At 62.6% G+C, this 19,081-nt stretch carries 20 protein-coding genes and 1 pseudogene; 11 read left to right on the forward strand and 10 right to left on the reverse strand.

What is annotated here, in order from left to right:
- Positions 1-69: 69 nt before the first annotated feature.
- The 3 genes and pseudogenes from AKL29_RS09685 to AKL29_RS09695 all read left to right on the forward strand — a co-directional run.
- Positions 70-364: pseudogene (locus tag AKL29_RS09685) on the forward strand (MFS transporter); the annotation flags it as partial.
- A gap of 161 nt (positions 365-525) precedes the next feature.
- Entirely contained in the window at positions 526-2,274 is a 1,749-nt protein-coding gene (locus AKL29_RS09690) for a flavin-containing monooxygenase (RefSeq protein WP_050383991.1), read from the forward strand.
- Between the two features lie 82 nt (positions 2,275-2,356).
- Positions 2,357-3,301, forward strand: a complete 945-nt coding sequence (locus AKL29_RS09695; protein ID WP_050383992.1) for a metallophosphoesterase — start codon at positions 2,357-2,359, stop codon at positions 3,299-3,301.
- 308 nt (positions 3,302-3,609) lie between these two features.
- Here the strand turns inward: AKL29_RS09695 and AKL29_RS09700 are convergent, their stop codons facing one another.
- Positions 3,610-4,875: a S1C family serine protease gene (locus tag AKL29_RS09700; protein WP_050384059.1), complete on the reverse strand. Its 1,266-nt coding sequence runs from the start codon at positions 4,873-4,875 to the stop codon at positions 3,610-3,612.
- Between the two features lie 475 nt (positions 4,876-5,350).
- On the opposite strand from AKL29_RS09700, the gene AKL29_RS09705 reads away from it, so the two are divergent.
- A complete protein-coding gene (locus AKL29_RS09705; protein WP_244481874.1) occupies positions 5,351-5,662 on the forward strand; it encodes a hypothetical protein in 312 nt (103 codons plus the stop codon).
- A gap of 1,205 nt (positions 5,663-6,867) precedes the next feature.
- On the opposite strand, the gene AKL29_RS09710 is transcribed toward AKL29_RS09705, so the two are convergent.
- Together AKL29_RS09710 and AKL29_RS09715 are read right to left on the reverse strand one after the other, a co-directional pair.
- Positions 6,868-7,110 (reverse strand): hypothetical protein, encoded by a 243-nt coding sequence (locus AKL29_RS09710; protein WP_050383993.1) that lies wholly within the window; start codon positions 7,108-7,110, stop codon positions 6,868-6,870.
- Between the two features lie 405 nt (positions 7,111-7,515).
- Positions 7,516-8,529 (reverse strand): 1-aminocyclopropane-1-carboxylate deaminase, encoded by a 1,014-nt coding sequence (locus AKL29_RS09715; RefSeq protein ID WP_028335255.1) that lies wholly within the window; start codon positions 8,527-8,529, stop codon positions 7,516-7,518.
- A 161-nt stretch (positions 8,530-8,690) separates the two neighbouring features.
- On the opposite strand from AKL29_RS09715, the gene AKL29_RS09720 reads away from it, so the two are divergent.
- Together AKL29_RS09720 and AKL29_RS09725 are read left to right on the forward strand one after the other, a co-directional pair.
- A complete protein-coding gene (locus AKL29_RS09720) occupies positions 8,691-9,155 on the forward strand; it encodes an Lrp/AsnC family transcriptional regulator (RefSeq protein ID WP_028335254.1) in 465 nt (154 codons plus the stop codon).
- Positions 9,156-9,340: 185 nt separating this feature from the next.
- Positions 9,341-10,492: an Ig-like domain-containing protein gene (locus AKL29_RS09725; RefSeq protein ID WP_244481875.1), complete on the forward strand. Its 1,152-nt coding sequence runs from the start codon at positions 9,341-9,343 to the stop codon at positions 10,490-10,492.
- 32 nt (positions 10,493-10,524) lie between these two features.
- Here AKL29_RS09725 and AKL29_RS09730 read toward each other — a convergent pair whose 3' ends face one another.
- Positions 10,525-10,893: a c-type cytochrome gene (locus tag AKL29_RS09730; protein ID WP_050383995.1), complete on the reverse strand. Its 369-nt coding sequence runs from the start codon at positions 10,891-10,893 to the stop codon at positions 10,525-10,527.
- Positions 10,894-11,045: 152 nt separating this feature from the next.
- Here AKL29_RS09730 and AKL29_RS09735 point away from each other — a divergent pair, with 152 nt between their 5' ends.
- The gene (locus tag AKL29_RS09735) at positions 11,046-11,849 is read left to right on the forward strand and encodes an NAD-dependent protein deacetylase (RefSeq protein ID WP_050383996.1); all 804 of its coding nucleotides are present in this window, start codon (positions 11,046-11,048) and stop codon (positions 11,847-11,849) included.
- A gap of 156 nt (positions 11,850-12,005) precedes the next feature.
- Here AKL29_RS09735 and AKL29_RS09740 read toward each other — a convergent pair whose 3' ends face one another.
- Genes AKL29_RS09740 through minC form a run of 4 tightly spaced genes read right to left on the reverse strand, consistent with a single transcriptional unit; the run spans position 12,006 to position 14,130 of the window.
- Entirely contained in the window at positions 12,006-12,302 is a 297-nt protein-coding gene (locus AKL29_RS09740; protein ID WP_016842303.1) for a hypothetical protein, read from the reverse strand.
- A complete protein-coding gene (minE, locus tag AKL29_RS09745) occupies positions 12,299-12,577 on the reverse strand; it encodes a cell division topological specificity factor MinE (RefSeq protein ID WP_026192121.1) in 279 nt (92 codons plus the stop codon). The genes AKL29_RS09740 and minE overlap by 4 nt, the downstream gene beginning before the upstream one ends.
- Complete coding sequence (gene minD, locus AKL29_RS09750) at positions 12,577-13,392, reverse strand: septum site-determining protein MinD (RefSeq protein ID WP_028335250.1); 816 nt, start codon at positions 13,390-13,392, stop codon at positions 12,577-12,579. The genes minE and minD overlap by 1 nt, the downstream gene beginning before the upstream one ends.
- 21 nt (positions 13,393-13,413) lie before the next feature.
- Positions 13,414-14,130 carry a septum site-determining protein MinC gene (minC, locus tag AKL29_RS09755; protein ID WP_028335249.1) on the reverse strand — a complete coding sequence of 239 codons (717 nt, stop codon included), beginning with the start codon at positions 14,128-14,130 and terminating at the stop codon, positions 13,414-13,416.
- A 236-nt stretch (positions 14,131-14,366) separates the two neighbouring features.
- On the opposite strand from minC, the gene AKL29_RS42745 reads away from it, so the two are divergent.
- Complete coding sequence (locus AKL29_RS42745) at positions 14,367-14,555, forward strand: hypothetical protein (RefSeq protein WP_157347893.1); 189 nt, start codon at positions 14,367-14,369, stop codon at positions 14,553-14,555.
- A gap of 314 nt (positions 14,556-14,869) precedes the next feature.
- On the opposite strand, the gene AKL29_RS09765 is transcribed toward AKL29_RS42745, so the two are convergent.
- Entirely contained in the window at positions 14,870-15,130 is a 261-nt protein-coding gene (locus tag AKL29_RS09765) for a hypothetical protein (RefSeq protein ID WP_028335247.1), read from the reverse strand.
- Positions 15,131-15,629: 499 nt separating this feature from the next.
- On the opposite strand from AKL29_RS09765, the gene AKL29_RS09770 reads away from it, so the two are divergent.
- Together AKL29_RS09770 and AKL29_RS09780 are read left to right on the forward strand one after the other, a co-directional pair.
- Entirely contained in the window at positions 15,630-15,866 is a 237-nt protein-coding gene (locus AKL29_RS09770; RefSeq protein WP_028335246.1) for a DUF6894 family protein, read from the forward strand.
- Between the two features lie 620 nt (positions 15,867-16,486).
- Positions 16,487-16,903: a VanZ family protein gene (locus AKL29_RS09780; protein WP_082190530.1), complete on the forward strand. Its 417-nt coding sequence runs from the start codon at positions 16,487-16,489 to the stop codon at positions 16,901-16,903.
- Positions 16,904-16,956: 53 nt separating this feature from the next.
- On the opposite strand, the gene AKL29_RS09785 is transcribed toward AKL29_RS09780, so the two are convergent.
- Positions 16,957-17,613, reverse strand: coding sequence for a LuxR C-terminal-related transcriptional regulator (locus tag AKL29_RS09785; RefSeq protein WP_225162391.1), 657 nt, complete (start codon positions 17,611-17,613; stop codon positions 16,957-16,959).
- Between the two features lie 460 nt (positions 17,614-18,073).
- Between AKL29_RS09785 and AKL29_RS09790 the strand changes: the two genes are divergently transcribed.
- A complete protein-coding gene (locus AKL29_RS09790; RefSeq protein ID WP_028335244.1) occupies positions 18,074-18,991 on the forward strand; it encodes a LuxR C-terminal-related transcriptional regulator in 918 nt (305 codons plus the stop codon).
- Positions 18,992-19,081 lie beyond the last annotated feature (90 nt).

Raw genomic sequence — 19,081 nt, forward strand, 5'->3', positions numbered from 1 at the left:
GGCCGGACGTGTTCCGGCCATGTCAGTTTGTGTCGCTGCGACGGGGAAGCCGATGGAGCCTCAAACACCTGGCTCTCGACGCTGGCACTCGCCGCGATGGGCGCGGCCGACACGATCAGCGTCGTGATCCGCGTCTCGCTGGTGCAGCTTGCGACGCCGGACGAGATGCGCGGCCGCGTCGGCGCGGTGAACTATCTGTTCGTCAACGCCTCCAACCAGCTCAGCGAGTTCGAGAGCGGCATCACCGCCGCCTTGTTCGGCACGGTGCCGGCTGCATTGATCGGCGGCAATCGGCACTGTTGCGGTGGCGCTGCTTTGGATGTGGTTGTTCCCGGCGCTGCGCAAGGTCCAGCGGCTGGAGTGAAGCGGCGCCCGGATACCGCAGCCCTTCGCCTCGCGGCATAGGAGCCATACCCGACGGGGCAACGCCTGCGCTTGCAGGCCGCGCCGCCCTGGCCCTAATCTTTGCCCACCGCGTCCAACGAGACACGGACAAGACACAACGATATAGGGAAGAGACGGCCCATGGCTCAGGAGAGCACCGCGCGCAAGGCTGCGCGCCCTGCCGAAAGTGGAACGTTCGATGCCGTGGTGATCGGCGCCGGGTTCGCCGGCATGTACATGCTGCATCGGCTGCGCGGACTCGGCTTCACCGCGCGGGTCTATGAAGCCGGCGGCGGCGTCGGCGGCACCTGGTACTGGAATCGCTATCCCGGCGCGCGTTGCGACGTCGAGAGCCTGCAATATTCCTTCTCGTTCTCCGAGGAACTCGATCAGGACTGGAGCTGGTCGGAGAAATATTCTCCGCAGCCCGAAATTCTCGCTTACGCCAATCACGTCGCCGATCGCTTCGACCTGCGCAGCCAGATCGTGTTCGACACCCGCGTCACCGCGGCGACCTTCGACGAGCAGGCAGGCGCATGGCTGATCGAGACCGACCGCGGCGACAAGGTCACCGCAAAGTTCTGCATCATGGCGGTCGGCTGTCTGTCTGCGCCGAACCGGCCGGCTTTCCCGGGCATGGCGGATTTCCGCGGGCCGATCTATCACACCGGCGAATGGCCGCATGAGGGTGTCGACTTCACCGGCCTGCGCGTCGGCGTGATCGGAACCGGCTCGTCGGCGATCCAGTCGATCCCGATCATCGCGCAGCAGGCCTCCGAGCTCACCGTGTTTCAGCGCACCGCGACCTGGTCGGTGCCGGCGTGGAACGAGCGGCTGTCGGCGGAATATCTCAAGGAGGCCAAAGCGCATTATCCGGAGCTGCGCGCCAAGGCCCGCGCGCGCCCGACTGGCTTCTATTTCCAATTCAACGCCCAGCCCGCCTTGCAGGCGAGCGAGCAGGAACGCGAGCGGCTCTATGAGGAGGCCTGGCAGCGCGGTGGCCTGCCCTTCCTCGGCGCGTTCGGCGATCTCCTGTTCGAGAAGGCCGCCAACGACACCATCGCTGATTTCGCGCGCGAGAAGATCCGCGGCATCGTCAAGGATCCCGCCACCGCCGAGCTGCTGTGCCCGCGAAACGTGTTCGGCTGCAAGCGGCTCTGCGTCGACACCAATTATTTCGAGACCTACAATCTGCCGCATGTGAAGCTCGTCGACGTGTCGACGACGCCGATCGATCGCTTCACGACGGAAGGCATTATCGTCGACGGCACCGAATACAAGTTCGATGCGATCGTCTCCGCCACCGGCTTTGCCGCCATGACCGGCTCGTTCGACAAGATCGCGATCACCGGCCGCGGCGGGCAGACGCTGGCCGAGAAATGGTGCGCAGGCCCGCGCGCCTATCTCGGCCTTGCCTCCGAGGGCTTTCCGAACCTGTTCATGATCACCGGGCCCGGCAGCCCCTCAGTACTCGCCAGCATGATCCAGGCGATCGAGCAGCATGTCGACTGGCTGGCGGATTGCATCAGTCATATGCGCGACATCGGCGCCGGCACGATCGAAGCGGTCCGCGACGACGAGGACGCCTGGGTCGCCCATGTCAACGACGTCTCCACGGTCTCGCTACGCTCGACCTGCAGCTCGTGGTATGTCGGCGCCAACATCCCGGGCCGTCCCCGCGTGTTCATGCCCTATATCGGCGGCTTCCCGATCTATGTGCAGAAGTGCAATGAGGTGATGAACTCGGGTTACGACGGCTTCGTGCTGCAGGGCGGGCGCAACGGCAATGCACCGCCGCAGGTGCGTTTCACCGAGCGCTGGCAGGTGCCGCTCGACATCGAGGTGATCTCGCCGGCCGCGGTCGCCGCGAAGCGGGTTCCCGTGGTCTGAGGGCCGGCGGTATCCCCACCGGGATTGCGCATGATAGTGTCGCGCCGGTCCGCGCTTCGCATCGCGGGCCGCACGGGGGACGATGGCCGACACGGCATTGCAGGGACTGGTCGAGCGGATCGGCGCGGATCACGTCGTGCGCCGGCTTGGGATCGAGGCCGCGCATGAGAAGCAGGTGTTCGGCCAGGGCACGCTGCTGTTCAATGTCGAGAACTGGAAGCTGGCGCCGCGGATCGTCGAGACTGCGCTGAAAGTCGCCGGCCTCCATGGCCGCGCGCGGCGCAATGCCGACCAGGTTGAGGTGCGACGCAATCTGGTGACGTCGGCGCGCCTGCCGGCGGCCTTCGACGGCTTCACCATGCTTCAGCTCAGCGATCTCCACGCCGACATCAGCCAGGACGCGATGCGGCATCTGATGGACATCGTGAGCGACATCGCCTGCGATATCTGCGTTCTCACGGGCGACTACCGCGGCAAGACGTATGGGCCGTTTGAAACGAGCCTCACGTTGATGCGGGATCTGTGCGCACGGATCAAGCTGCCGCTCTACGGCATCCTCGGCAATCATGACAGCATCCGCATGACGCCGGCGCTGGAGGCGATGGGCATCAGGATGCTGTTCAATGAGCAGGAGCCGGTCACGCGCGATGGCGTGACGATCCACCTCGCCGGGATCGACGATGCGCACTTCTACCGCACCGACGACATTGCAAAGGCTGCCGCGGCGATCCCGCGCGATGCGTTCTCGATCCTGCTGGCGCATACGCCCGAATCCTACCGCGCGGCGGCGGCGGCCGGCTTCGATTTGATGCTGAGCGGCCATACCCATGGCGGCCAGCTCTGCCTGCCCGGCGGCATCGCGATCAAGCTGGAGGCGCGGCTGCCGCGTCGGATGGGCAGAGGCGCCTGGCGGTTCGGTGAACTTGCCGGCTACACATCGACCGGTGCCGGCACCAGCCTTGCGCCGGTGCGGCTGAACTGCCCGGCCGAGATCACGGTGCATACGCTGCGGCGGCTCGGCGACTGAGCTCTGATGCCCCGCCTGCACGCGGCAGGCATGGCAAGCGTAGGATGGTAGAGCCAACGGGTCCGCGCAACGCGCGGCTCGATGATAAACTCAGCGAAACCCATCGATCTCTCACCTGAACGATGATGGGTTTCGCTTCGCTCTACCATCCTACGAACCGACGTCGCAGGCGCGCATTGCCAAAATATCGAAAACAACCCCATGCAAAGGAGCCGGCGGCTGCCCGGATTTCGCAGGGAAGGACGTGTGGCCGATAGCCCTATCCGGTCGCCCTGCCGCAAGGACGGGGAGAGGGAACAGCGGAGGCCTCAGTTTCCCCGCTTCGCGTTCGCGCTCTGCTCGTTCACTGTGCAGGTGATCAGCAGCGTGTAGCCGCGCGCATTCCTGGCAATCTCGGCGGTTTCCTTCTTCATCTCCTCGCGCCACTCGGCGGTCCGGTACGCCACCGCGCTGTTGTCGAGAAAGTCGCGCAGCGCGCCGGTCTTGATCGCGAAATTGATGTTCTCCGGGATGGTCCCCGTTGCCCGCGCCATCCTGACCGCGTCGAGTTTGGCGGCCACCACGCCGACCACCGCGCCGGTAAGGTCGAACAGCGGACCGCCGCTGTTGCCTGGCTGCACGGCGGCGCTGATCTGCAGATGACGCGTGTCGTTGAGGATGCCGCTCAGCGAAGAGACAATGCCCGTGGTGACCGTGAAATCCGATGTCAGCAATCCGTGATAGGGATAACCGATCGCCACTACGCCGTTGCCGACCAGGATGGGGTTTTGCCTGAGGCTGACGACATCCTTGAACGGAGTCGGCGCCTGCAGCAACGCGAGATCATTGGTCTCGTCGTCGGACACCAGGCGCAGCTTGACCGGCGCCTCGCCGCTCAGGTTGCCCGTGATCTCGCTGCAGCCGCCGACGACATGGTGATTGGTGACGACATGGCCGCTGCTGCTGACCACAAAGCCGGTCCCCGTCCCCGATCTCGCCTGTTTCGCCGGCGGCGCGTTGGGTGCTGCCGCCTGCTGCGGCGGGGCAGCCGCAGGCTTCGCCGCGACCGCGAACTCGCCGGCATTGGAGACGCCGTTCTTCTTCACCGAGACGACGCAGTTGAGCAGTGCCGGCAGCAGCTGCGCGGTCTGATTGAGGTTGAACTGAAACAATTGTCCCTGCGCGAAGGCCGTCATCTGGCGCGCCTTGCGGAACTGGTTGATCAGGCTGGAATTCACCGGCATCTCGACATTCACGAGCTGGGTGCCGAGCGGCATGCCGTAGACGTTGAACGCCGGCTGGCCGTCGAAGGTCAGCGCCAGCGGAAACGCTTCGCCCGGCGTGAGACGCCAGCTGTCATGGGCAAAGCCCAGCCGCCAGCTGCCATTCTCGGCGATCGACACCATGAAGAAGATGCCGCTTTGATACGTGGTGCCTGCCGAGCAATGGGTGAAGGCGCCATTCTTGTCGTTGGTGAAAGCACCGCCCTTCCAGTTGCCGACCGTGATCGAGCCGTAGGGACCGCGGGCGCTCGACGGAGTTGCAGGCGCAAACAGCCACGCGGCCGCAACGGCCGCCCAGATCGCAACTCTCATGACGCGCATTCCCCCAGCCACAACCTATCATAGGGGGCGGCGAAATTCATCCGCAAGTGGTGCGCGGCTTGGTCCTTGGTCCTGCAGCCGCGCAATACCGCCGCAAATGAGGCGATCGCCACATCCTCAGGTTACAGAACCTATGTTCCTATTTTGTTTCTTTGTCAACCGAGATGCTGTCCGTATTTAAGCCCCGTGTCCCAAGTTGAATTTTGGGGTGTCCTGATTCCGATAAAGCTAACGAAAACCGTAGCTTGGCCGATGTTCTCGGTAAGAATACTGAGTCGCACGTCAGATGTTCTGGCTTTAGCAATCGTTATGGTCCGCCAAGTGCTCTCCCTCCACGGGGAAGAAGTATTACCGGGGTTCTCCGTGGGTGAACGGAGTTCCAGCCGCCGCTACCGTCCCCCTTAGCATTCCAATGGAATAAGCCCGCCCTCGCGGGGGTTGGAAGCTGAGGGAGGTCGAGCAAGCCATGGGAAGCGAAAGTGCGCCTTCAAGGCCGGCTGAAGCCGCGTGGGAAGCGTTGACATTCGATGAGCCCGTCATCGTCGCGCTAGCCATTTGGGCCGCGCTATTGGTGGCCCACGTCATCGCGGCGTCGGTGTATTATTGGCGGGAGCGGCGCAGCCCGGAATGGTTGGCCGTTCTTGCGATCTTGGCCTACTGGCCAATCCTGGTGTCGATCATAGGTCTCGGCCTTGCTCTAAAATATCTGATCCGACCGCTGATCGGACAAATAAGACTGTTCCGGCGAAGGTCCGATATCAAAGGCGTCGTTGAGTAAGGCCGCCTCAGTTGGCGGCCTCTCCGTTTATGATGCCGATCCATCGGCGCAAGCTCGATTCAAATCGCTCGCGCACTTCTGCTTCCGAGTTAGCCGTCACGCCAAAAGAGAGCGGCGCGTCCCTTCCTGTAGTTGCGATCCATCCTCCGCAAGCCCGCGGCTGAATCTCTGGCACAATCCCCAGCTTGGGGCTGAAACATAGGCAAATGCAGCCCCGGTCGAAGCGCCCTCTAATACGACACCATGACGTCGGAAGAGATGCGAGCGATGGCAGCGCAGTGTGATGATGTGGCCTTGAAGCTACTCGCTCCCGAGCGCGCCATTGTCCGGAATGTCGCAGCCCAATCGGGTATGCTGGGACACCAATCCGAGATGCTATGTAGAGAGTGGCGATCAATCAGGCCTTCCAGCGAGACTGTTCCCCTCAAGGAAACGGCCCCAGCGCGTTGGAACGAACGCTGAGGCCGCCTTACCGCGCCGCTGAGAATAAAGCGGCCCCGGCACGCAGCTAGCGCCGGGGCCAGAGGGATTGTCATTCCATGAGAACTCGACCCTGCGTCCAATAGGTCTGCTCCCGCATTCACATGGGAAAGTCAGCATGCGTGTCATGGCAGATGCGATGCGGCACTCAAACAAACGGCCCCAGCACTCGGACAACGAGGCTGAGGCCGGGGAGCGCCCGTGGGGTAGGGAAAGATTATGGACACCCCCGCGTAAGCTAGAACCTCGATGGCACGGAAGGGCATTTGCATATGTGAATGAGTGTCCTGATTTCCCCAAGCGAGTGTCCTAACTAGGACAGCACCTCAACCGGGCGGCTGTCCGTATTGATGCCCCGTGTCCTAGGTTGATTTTGGAAGTGTCCTAATTAGAAAACGGCCCCAGCGCCGGGAGAGCGCTAAGGCCAAGTTGACGTCTCCAATGAGCTACGGCAGTTCAGCCGATCAGAAGCCAGCCTAAGCTGATGATGAACGCGACGAGCGATATCCCCGCCAAACCTATGAGGCTGAACTCGACGCCATCTAAATCGGTCCTGAACATAATGTTCAAAGTGTTACACGTCTGATCAGGCGGGCGCTTTAGCGTATGTCAGTCAGCGGCAGTGTCCCATTCCAGATTCCACCGGGCATCAGGTGTCCTGACTTCCCTCTCCGAGTGTCCTAACCGGGACAGTACCTCAACCGGCATTGCCGCCAAGGCGGACGCTACTGCGGCTCCCCGACGGAGGAGCGCGCCGGCGGATTTGGATCGCTGAACCAGTACCAGGATGCGAGGGCATGGACGCCGACGCCGATCAGGAAGATGCCGGCGTAGAGCTCGACTGCGTGATTCATCGCCAGCAGGCGGGCGTGCGGCGCGGCACCCTGGCCCTGGTAGGTCCAGACCCAATGCCCCACGGCGACGATGCCAATGCCGAGCGTGGCGATGGCTCGGCCGAATGCATTCATCCTCACGCGATGGTCTCCCAACTCGCCTGGCCCAGTAAAATTACCGGGCGAAGCTGACGCGGACCTGACATGGGACATCGAAAGAAGCCCGGATGAAGCCACGAAATCAGAAGCCCGCCAGCTCCTTCCCCCTGCAAGGGGGAAGGTCGGGATGGGGGTCAGCCGCAGGCGACGCTGCAAGCGGAGAGAGCAGATCCCCACCCGCTTTGCTCTGCGAGCAAAGCGACCTCCCCTTTTCAAGAGGAGGTAGGAATGCGTAGCCCGGATGGAGCCAACGGGTCGCGCGAACGCGCGCCCGGTGACAGGCTCCGCGAAAATCCGGGGATCGTGCAGCCGAGAGACCTACCCGGATTGCGCTGCGCTTCATCCGGGCTACGAAGCCACGAAATCAGAAGCCGGCTCGCCTCAGCCGTTCCTGAACGCGTAGGCGTAGCCGTTGAGCGCCGGTGCGCCGCCGAGATGCGCGTAGAGCACTTTCGATCCGGCCGGGAAGAAGCCCTTCTGGACCAGATCGATCATGCCCTGCATCGACTTGCCCTCATAGACGGGGTCGGTGATCATGCCCTCGAGCCGCGCGCTGAGGCGGATCGCCTCCTTCGTCTCCTCCGACGGCACGCCGTAGGCGGGATAGGCGTAGTCCTCGATCAGCACGACATCATCCTCGACGATGTCGCGGCCGAGCTCGACCAGCTTTGCCGTGTTCTGCGCGATCGACAGCACCTGCGCCTTGGTCTGCGCCGGCGTGAACGAACCGTCGATGCCGATCACGTTGCGCGCACGCCCATCGGCGGCGAAGCCGACCAGCATGCCGGCATGGGTCGAGCCGGTCACCGTGCAGACGATGATGTAGTCGAACTTGACGCCGAGCTGGCGCTCCTGCGCGCGCACCTCTTCGGCGAACCCGACATAGCCGAGCCCGCCATATTTGTGCACGGACGCACCGGCCGGAATCGCATAGGGCTTGCCGCCCGCCGCCTTCACTTCCTCGATCGCCTGCTCCCAGCTCTTGCGGATGCCGATGTCGAAGCCTTCGTCGACCAGCCGCACATCGGCGCCCATCACCCGCGAGAGCAGGATGTTGCCGACGCGATCATAGACCGCGTCCTCATGCGGCACCCAGCTTTCCTGCACCAGCCGGCACTTCATGCCGATCTTGGCCGCGACGGCCGCGACCATGCGGGTGTGGTTCGACTGCACGCCGCCGATCGAGACCAGCGTGTCGGCGTTGGAGGCGATCGCATCGGGGATGATGTATTCGAGCTTGCGCAGCTTGTTGCCGCCATAGGCGAGCCCGGAATTGCAATCCTCGCGCTTGGCATAGAGCTCGACCTTGCCGCCGAGATGCTTTGACAGCCGATCGAGCTTCTCGATGGCGGTCGGCCCGAATGTGAGCGGATAGCGCGCGAACTTCTCCAGCATGCTGGCATCCTCTTTGGTGGTCTGGAACGGCGGCCACAGCTATCACCCCTGGCGCGAAAGGTGCTCTCTAACTCGGCTCGCGTAGTTCCTAAAGATTGCTGGATCTGGCCCAAATGATATGTTTTCTCTCACAAAATTCGCTAATGGTGAGAGATTCTTCCATGCCCGCGCGTCTCGATCGCATCGACCTCAAGATGTTGAGATTGCTGCAAAAGAACGGCCGGCTCAGCAATGCCGAGCTGGCCGATCAGGTCGGCGTCAGCCCCGCCACCTGCCATCGCCGGACGCAAGCGCTGTTCGACGAGGGGTATCTCAGCGGCGTCCGCGCCATGGTGGCGCCGCGCAAGCTCGGCAAGGGCACGCTGGTCATGGTCGGCGTCGTGCTCGACCGCTCGACGCCGGAGAGCTTTGCGAGCTTCGAGCAGGCGGTGGCGAAGCTCAAATGCGTGCTCGACTGCCACCTCGTCGCCGGCGATTTCGACTACTTCCTCAAGATCCGCGCCGGCGACGTCGACGACTTCAAGCGCATCCATGGCGATCAGCTGATCGCGCTGCCCGGCGTGCGGCAGACCCGCACCTTCTTCGTCATGAAGGAGGTAGTGGACAATGCGGCGCTGGAGTTCTGAACCTGACGTGATCCCGGCACGGGCCGGGCGCCGTGAGCCGGCAGATCGGCCGGCCTGCCCGAGAGAAGTAATCCCTACATCCGACTTGATGGCCGGCGCAAACCGGCGCAGTCTCTCACTAAATCCCCGCGGGGGGCGGGGGTCGCGCGCGGATGCGCGGGGGACATCATCCGCGGATGACAATCATGAATGCCACGGCGATCCGACTGGTCATTCCGTTGCTGGCACTTGCCGCCGGCGGCACGGCGGCGCTCGTCTTCGGCATCCGCCAAACCCAGCAAATCCTGGGCGGGAACACGCCTTTGACGGCGACGGCACCATCCGCGCCGGCGGCTCCGGCGCGAGACCAAAGCAAGACCGCGCTGGCAAAGGCACAAACCGAGACCGCGGCGCTGGCCGACGTGCTGGCGGGACCGGCGCCGGCACCGGGCGGCGACGCGGTGCCGGAGTTCGACGTCGTCAACATCGAACCGACCGGCGAGACCGTTGTCGCCGGCCGGGCGCCACCGGGCACGACGGTGGAACTGCTGCGCAATGGCGAGGTGCACGATCGCGCCGTGGCAGACAAGTCCGGCCAGTTCGTCATGGTCCCGCGCCCGCTTCCGCCGGGAGACTATGACCTCACCCTGCGCATCACGCGCGACGGCAAGCAGGTGACCTCCAAACAAAGCGTGGCGGTGGCGCTCGAGGCTGCGACGAGGGAGCGGCCGATGGTGGCGCTGATGGCGCCGGACAAACCGGTCCGCGTGCTGTCGCAACCTGCGGCCACGGCGCCGGCGAAAGTGGCCATCGAGGCCGTCGAGACCGAACCGGACGGCAAGCTCCATGTGAGCGGTCAGGCAGCTCCCGGCGCGACCGTCAGGCTCTATCTCAACGGCAGCTTGATCACGTCCGCGACAGCCGACGAGGCGGGGCACCTCTCGGTCACGATCAACAAGGGCGTGACCGCCGGCAACTATCAGGTGCGGCTCGACGACGTCGACCCCACCTCCGGCAAGGTCCGCGCGCGGGCCGAGGTGCCGTTCAACGTTCCGGACACGATGACGACCGCATCGATCCCGGCATCGCCAACCTCGTCCGTCCGTGCGGATATCGCCAAACCGCAGCTCGCCGCCGCGGCGACCACCACCGCATCTGATGTGAAGTCCCCCTCCGCTGTGATCGTGCCAAAGATCACCACGACCACCGTCGCCCGCGGCGACAGCCTGTGGCGGATCAGCCAGCGCGCATTCGGCGCCGGACAGCGCTACGCCGTGATCTATCGGGCCAACTCGCAGCAGATCCGCAATCCCAATTTGATCTATCCCGGCCAGGTCTTCGTCGTGCCGGCAAAGTGAGACCGGCCTTTCGCCAACGGTCACTTGCCGGGTTATTTCAGGAACGCCACGATCCTGGCGCGATCCTCCGCCGAGCGCACGCCGGTATACGGCTTCATGCCGTTGCCCGACACCACGGCCTCGGGATCCTCGATGAAGCGCAGCAGCGTGCTCTCATCCCAGACGATGTCGGATGATTTCATCGCCTCCGAATAAGAAAAGTTCGCAACCGATCCGGCCTTGCGGCCGACGACATTGTGCAGGTTCGGGCCAACGCGGTTGTCGCCGTCCTTGACCGTATGGCAGGTGCGGCAGGAATTGTTGAACGCCTGCTCGCCGGACACGCCCGTATCCTGACCATGGGACGGCGACAGCGCCAGCGACATCAGCCCGCAAACGACGACGATGAATCCCGGCCGCATCGATCACTCCGTCGGCAATTGCGCCAGGCAAACAGGCGCGCGCAGCACCACGTCTCGGGTGCCATGCCGTCAACGCAGAGGCGCCGTGAAAGGTCCGCTCGCGGCAGCCCCACATCTGGCGCAGATGCGCGCGCCGCACTAGATGTGCTGCCATGCAACACCCCGCCCTCGAGGATTTCGTCGCCAGCCACAAGCGCCTGTTTGTCCTGACCGGAGCCGGCTGCAGCACGAATTCCGGCATTCCCGATTATCGCGACAGTGACGGCAACTGGAAGCGGACGCGCCCGGTGACGATCCAGGCGTTCTTGGGCGAAGCGGCGACGCGGCAGCGCTATTGGGCGCGCAGCATGGTGGGCTGGCGGCGGTTCGGCCGCGCCGCGCCAAATGGCGCGCATCGCGCACTGGCCAAGCTCGAACAGCAAGGGCGCTGCGAGCTGCTGCTGACGCAGAATGTCGACCGCCTGCACCAGGCCGCCGGCAGCCAGCGGGTAATCGACCTGCACGGCCGGCTCGACGTGGTGCGCTGCCTCGGCTGCGGCGCGACGATGCCGCGCGAACAATTCCAGGACGAGCTCGCGCGACGAAACCCCGCCTGGCTCGCGCTCGATGCCGCCGACGCACCCGACGGCGACGCCGATCTCGAGCAGGATTTTTCGTCGTTTGTGGTGCCGGTCTGCGAGGCCTGCGGCGCCGTGCTGAAACCCGATGTGGTGTTCTTCGGCGAGAATGTGCCGCGCGATACGGTCGCGTCAGCGCAGGCCCATCTCGAGCAGGCCGACGCCGTGCTGGTGGTCGGCTCCTCGCTGATGGTCTATTCCGGCTTTCGCTTCGTCCGAATGGCAGAGCAGCGCGGCCTGCCGATTGCCGCCGTCAATCTCGGCCGCACCCGCGCCGACGAACTGCTCACGCTCAAGATCGAGGATAGTTGTGAGAGCGCGCTGGCGTTCTTGCTGTAGGCCGCTGGCCTCTCCAGGTCATTGCGAGCGAAGCGAAGCAATCTATCGTCACCCCACGCGCGGAGGGATGGATTGCGTCGCGGAGCCTGTCATCCGGCGGCGCCTTGCGCCGACCGGGTGGCTCGCAATGACGGAGCAAGCGGTCACAACCAGCTCTCACGCGCGATGGCGCGGCGCCTTGGCCATCGGCATGTTGGCGTTCCAGTGCGTCCAGCTGACGCTGGCGAGGCTGCCGAGATCCGTCGCCAGCGGGCGACGGGTACGGCGCTCGTACTCGGCGATGCAGCGGCCCGACTCGCCGATCTTGCGCTGCAATTCGTCGATCGTCATCTGCGTCGCGCGGCCGCAATTGGCCTTACCGAGCTGATCGGCCTCGATCGCCTTCAACGCCGCCCGCAGCTTCTTGAGCTGCGCGCGCTGCCAGGCAATGTGACTATCGCTGTCTGCCGTCATGTGGCCGCCACCATCTTCGATCGTTGCACGCCATTGGGAACCTCGATGTCGACCTCGAGCATCGAGACGAACTTGCCACGGTCCATCCGGACCACGACCTTGTCGGGGTCGACGTCGATATGTTTGGAAACCACGCTCAGGATTTCCGAACGAAGTGTCTCCAGGAGATCCGGCGCGCCGGTCCGGCCACGCTCATGCGAAAGCAGGATCTGCAACCGCTCCCGCGCGACGGGCGCCGATGCGGCGCGGCCGCCGAACAGCCGCATTACGTTCATCATGCCGCCCTCCGTCGCAGTAGCCGGTCCATCAGCCCCTTGCGTTGAACCGGTACGGTCATCTCCACCGCCTCGCCCATCAGGCGGCGTACCGCGTCGGTATAGGCCCGCGCCGGCGCGCTGCTTGCTGCGTTCAGCGTGACCGGACAGCCGACATTGGAAGCGCGCAGCACGTCCTGGCTTTCCGGGACGATGCCGAGCAAGGGGGTCGCAAGGATTTCCAGGATGTCGTCGATCGACAGCATCTCGCCGCGCGCGGCGCGGCCGGCATCATAGCGGGTGACCAGAAGATGCTTCTCGACTCGCTCGCCGCGCTCGGCGCGGACCGTCTTGGAATCGAGCATGCCGATGATGCGATCGGAGTCGCGCACCGACGACACTTCCGGATTGGTGACGATGATGGCCTCGTCGGCGTAGCGCATCGCGAGCGTCGCGCCGCGCTCGATACCGGCCGGGCTGTCGCACAGGATCCAGTCGAATTTGGTCTTGAGGTCGGCGATCACGCTCTTGATGCCCTCTTCGGTCAGCGCGTCCTTGTCGCGGGTCTGCGACGCCGGCAGCAGCCAGAGATTCTCCAGCCGCTTGTCGCGGATCAGCGCCTGCGGCAGCTTGGCGACGCCCTGCACCACGTTGATGAGGTCGAACACCACCCGCCGCTCCGCGCCCATCACGAGGTCGAGGTTGCGCAGGCCGACGTCGAAATCGATGACGACGACGTTCTGACCCATTTGTGCGAGCGCCGCGCCGAGCGCGGCGGTTGAGGTCGTCTTACCGACCCCGCCCTTCCCAGACGTCACGACCAAAACCTTGGCCATTCTCTCTCTCCTTGTGGTCGGTCAGTTCAATGGTGTGATGCGCAGCATTTCGCCCTCGAGCCACGCCTGGGCGGGCCGGTTGCGCAAGCTGTCGGCGATTTCTTCCGCAGTCTGGTAGTAGCCGTCGATCGCGAGCAGCTCGGCCTCGATCCTCTGACAGAAGATGCGGGCTGCCGAATTGCCGTTGATGCCAGCCATCGCGCGGCCGCGCAGAGTGCCGTAGACATGGATCGAGCCGCCGGCGACGATCTCGGCACCGGAGCCGACCGAGCCGAGCACGGTGACATCGCCCTCGGCAAACACGATCGACTGACCGGAACGGACCGGGCTCTCCAGCAGCAGCGACGGCAACTTGGTCTTGTCCTTGTCCTTGTTTTTTTCCTGCACCTGCGGCTTCTGCGGCTCGACATGGGTGATCGCGCAGGCCCGGCCGCCGGTCAGAAGCGGCGGCATGTTGGCGCCGAGCTTCGATTCGTCGACGCCCTCGATGCCGAGGATGCGGATGTTGCGCTCACCGAGGCTGCCGATCAGATGCGCGATCGCGGTCTGGCTGAGATCGACCGCCGAGAGGTCGAGCACGATGGGCTTGCCGGTGAAGAAACCCGGCGACTTCGCCAGCGTCGCGTCGATCTCGGCCAGCCAGGACACCACAGGCACGACCGGCGAGAAAACGAACGCAACGTAGGAACGGCCGCGCATGCGGACCTGCTGACGTGCGACCTGTTGAGTTGCGTCCATCGCCCCTGACTCGGTTGTCTTGTCGAATGGTTAACAATCGGACCGCATGGTTAATCAAAGGTTAACGCGGTCAGGGTTTTCACCGATTTGGACAGCGCTCGCCCGGGAGCCTCGAAACGCGCTTTGGCGTTTGAACAGGTGCGGAATTGGGGGAGATACGACCGCGTTTTTGAGCTGGATCAATTTTCTTCGCGCCAGACGGGGTTATCATTCCGCGAGCGTTTGCAGACCACGTCATGACCCACTCCAGCTGGATCGAGATCCTGCGGTGCCCGAAATGCCGACGCACGGGCCACGCTGAGCTTTCCGAGGTCGCCCCGTTTCGCAACCGAATTGTTCGGGTCTCGGAGGAATTCGAAATTCGCGCCGACGAGCGCGGCGACGATTTCCAGTGCCGAGCCTGCAAGCTGCCAGCCCTGCCATGACAGCGCATGTCTTGGCGCGCATCCGCCAATCACGCCAAAAAATTGTCATTGGATCAATTAATTGCAGCTATTCCGGCTTGATATTCGCCGACTTGACGATCAGCCACCATTTCTCGACCTCGACGGCTGCCTCAGGTCGATCACCCTGACGAGGTCGACGCCGCAATCAAACTCCACTTGCGGGAGTTCGCGCCAAGCGTATCACCCGCCGGCAAGCGCGACCTGGCGGCGACGCGATCTATTTTGGTCTAAGAGGATTGGCCCGCCGAAGACCCGCGACTTCGTCGCGGGCCTCCCGGGAACGGCTACGCCGATCAGTGGACCGAACGGTCGGTGCGGGCAGCGGCCCGCGCGGTCGTCATCTTGTTGCGGGGCGTCAGAACGCTGAGCTGATGCGGCGTTGCCGACGTGGTGGCAACGGGCGCCTGCTCGCGGGCATTGGCGGCGCCGATCACGCCGGCCTGCACCGCCGAGATCGGCAGGCCCGCGGCCTCGTAGGTCGGAAGTTCCGCAGCGGACGCAGCGGTTGCGATCGCGAGAGCGGCGGCAATGGCGGAGAGGGAAATCTTGATCACGGAAGGCTCCTCAATGGCACGTGAGAAGCAGAGTTAGTCAGCTATTATTGCAATGCAATATAAATGTTGCCGCACCGCACAAATAATTGATCGCCCGCGTCTCTGGCGAGCACCATGGGCCGTCGTGAAAATGCTGCTCGTTAGCTTCGGGTGCTGGCCTGCCTCTGCTTCTGTAGCGGCGTGATTGTATTCGCGGTGACGAGCGGCGTTCTCGGCGTCCTGCCGGCCGCTTGCCATTGTCTCGAAATCACGACGACCGAATCGCTGGCTCATTGCCGACAAGCCCGCACGAATTCGGCTGGTCTCCTCTGTCGACCCGATGCGTCGCTCGACCTTCCGAACCGATGATGGTGCAGGTCCACGTCGGGGTACCCAACAATGATGATCCGCCCTCCTAGAATAGCGGCTTGCCGTCCGCCTCACCGTGGTGCGATGACACCACTTTGATGCGTCGAGCTCGTCGCAGTCGTCGGAATGTTCGCCTCATCCGGAGACATCAATGCCGCGGTATTTTTTTCATATCCACGGCGGCCATTCAGTGCTCGATGATGTCGGCCTGGATCTTCCCGACATTTTCGCCGCACGGACGACGGCGATTGAACTGAGCGGCGAGATACTCAAGCACGACGTGACGGAGCCATTCTTGCGTCATCTTCGCTGGCATGTCGAAATCAGCGACAGCCCCGAGCCGGGCGGCCAGTCACTGTTCGTCCTTCAGTTTTCCATTGCGGCATGAATAGCAGCGAACGCAGCGCTCGCTTGCGGCGCCTCGTGGCCATCTTAAAACTTCGCGATGGAGCGAAGCGTGCAAGCTTGATGTCCAGGAGGAGTACTCTGAAAGCCCCGGAGACACGCTGAGCTAAAGCTGCAATTCCCGTCCATTGTGGACGGACCAATCGCCGGCTTGCTTTGGCTCGCAGAAACCAATCACGACTACACAACGGAGAAGACGCTTCGCCGAAGCGCTTTCAGATATCACCGCCTGGTGTCTCGAATTTGTATTCGCGCCTAGACCTGACCTCGGAGGTCCCGCATGACAGCAAGGCACATCTGGTACGTCTCCTTCATTGATCAACGCGATGCTCCGCCCGACAGGCACGCACGAAGGACTGCGACATTCGTATCCGAACAGGATGCGAAGCAGTTCACAAGGAAACTGGCGGAGGACCAGCGCATCGAGAGACTTTCGGCTGGAACGATCAACCCGTACCGGCCCAAACGGGTCATCGGATCGAGAGACATTGGCCAGTGGCTTGGCAAAACCTAGCCCGCCATGGTGATCCGCAGTTGAGCTTGATCCCATCGTGCAACGACGATCCATCTTTTGAAACGGCCGCGCCTGAAGAGTAGTTGCGAATGCGAATGATGAAACCAGGTTACTGCGCTCTTGCTGAACCACAAGGGATGACGCAAACCGTATTCCGATGCTTGGCTTGGGGTTTGATCCTAGGCCTCTTCATCGTCACCGATACTCCGCTGGCATTCCGTCCGCACACGTTGATATCGGCGAACATCGATCGTTTTGCAGCTCTGTTCATTATCGGGGTCGCCTTTTCGCTCGCCTATCCGAAGCACGTGCTGCCAATCCTGCTCGTCCTTCTCGCTATAGTCGTCGGCTTCGAACTCATCCAAAGAACGCTCCCCGACAGACATGGATACGTAAAGGACATGCTCGTCAAAGGCACTGGCTGCTGCGCAGGCGTCATCATCGCAACTGCCTTGCGACGCACGTTTTCCGCAATCTCCAAGCGGACAGGCAGCCCGTTGATCTAGCGCGGATGATCATCGCGCGCGAAGCTCGATGAAAAAACGCCGGCCCGTCGCCGCTATTCGACGGATGGAGACCCGGTCGGCCCGGAATATGAGACGGCAAGCGTAGCAAGGACGGTCCTGTTGCTGATCTCGAGCTTGCGGAAGATGTGGTGCAGATGAACCTTGATGGTACCGTCGGCCACCTTCAGACGGCGGCCAATCTCCTTGTTCGACAAGCCCTCCGATACCAAACGCATGATCTGACGCTCGCGGTCCGTCAGCACCGCAAGATATTTCTCCGGGATCGTCGTTTGCGCGTAAGGGATGGCTTCTTCGTACGAGGGCGGAGGCAACGTCTTCTGGCCGTCGGCGACTTGCCGCAACGTCTGCAAGAGCGTTTCGGGCTCCTCCTCGCTCAGAAGAACACCGCAAGCTCCCGCTGCTGCGAGCATCGCGAGATCGCGATCCTCAACCGAGGCGGCAAGAAACACGAGCCGCACACCAAGCGCCCCGGAATTTGCGACCTCGAGCATGGCCTGCCCAGAAATGTCAGGCATCGACATGTCCAAAATGGCGATGTCGGGCGCAAGGCTCTGTATTGCCTTGAAGCAGCTCGCAATATCATTGCAGCGAGCAACAACTTTGAAATCACGCTCTGCTTCGAGCAGGCAGTTCAGACCCAATAAAACGACTGGATATCTACTGGCAATGACTACACGACTGAAATGCATTTCCGATCAACCCTCAGTCCCCCTCAGTTCAGATCGGCGCCCATGTCATTAATAAGCTACTCCAATATGAGACATTTCAGTAAGGTTTTGTTGTCGCTGGGTCCCGTGAATCTACCGCCCGGAGCACGCCGACAAAGTGATTACACAACGCGTAATCGCAGCGACGATCCGACGCACCCTCAGCGAGTGCCCGTCGACCAGGACCAAGAGATCACCCTCGTCAGTTTGGCGGCCCCAAATGCCTATAACCAACGGTATATAGGGATATTGGGGATTAGCATCTAACATTCTTAAATATTTTCGGAGTGGGTTAAGCGCTTTTCGTCCCAGGTTTGTTCCATCGACCAAATCTGAGGAAGCTTGTTTTTACGTCGTTCTTTTCAGCTGGGCGGGCCACCAAAAATGAGCCGGGTTCAACCGTTCAACCGCTTGTATCATTGTAGCGTCCGGGAGAGTTTCCATGAGACGACGATATCCTTTTGCCATTGCGCTGGTTGGTGAAAATAGTCTTCGCAAAGAAGGCCTTGCAAGAATTCTAAATTCGGAGAATTTCGTCCTAACCTCAATATACGACGCCGATGATTGGCCCGGCGACGAGGCGCTTCAGAAAGCCCCCGCCAGTCCGGCGCTGTTCCTCATCGTTCATAGTGGCGATGATTTTCGCCCGACAGTCGAGCAAATCGACTCGTTCAAGCGCCGTCACGCGGATGCACGTGTCGCAGTTGTCGCGGATCACTTTCAACTGAATGATCTGGTTGCCGCATTCCGAGCCGGCGCCACCGGATATTTCATCGACGTGATGAACTGCGACGCGTTCATCAAGTCCATCGAACTCGTCATGATGGGTGGGACGGTATTCCCGCCGGCATTTTTGGAGTCCGCTCTCGATACCGAGAAACGCGAGCTGGACGATGCCCCTGTAGCCAACGATGACGATCATGCCGTCGCAACGGCAGATGACACGCTGGCTCAGCAACTTTCGCCGCGGGAAGTTTCAATCGTGCAGTGCCTGATTGAAGGCGATTCCAACAAGTGCATTGCGCGCAAGATCAAGATTGCCGAAGCCACGGTGAAGGTTCACATCAAGGCGATCCTTCGCAAGATTCGGGTTCAAAACAGAACGCAGGCAGCAATCTGGGGATTGAACCATCGATCTGCGGCTTGGTCGAGAAACAGCAGTTCGGCGCATCAGATCGTTGACGTGACCGAGCGGCTCCTCCCACCCGGCCGGGAAATTCCCAAGATCGCGAGAGCGGGCCGGCCGGCACCACTTGGCGCGATCGACCATGCGGAGAACTACTTCGAAGTCTCCCTCACCAACGGCCATACCCGCAAGGACATGAGCAAAGCCGACGGGGCGATCCGACTGCGGAAATAGCCGAGACTCGTCCGGTCTGGCGCATCGACATCACCGCGCGGGATGATTTCCCGCGCGCGGCGAGCATTGACCACGCAGACGCGAAACGGA

It is taken from the genome of Bradyrhizobium pachyrhizi (assembly GCF_001189245.1).
Classification (GTDB): domain Bacteria; phylum Pseudomonadota; class Alphaproteobacteria; order Rhizobiales; family Xanthobacteraceae; genus Bradyrhizobium; species Bradyrhizobium pachyrhizi.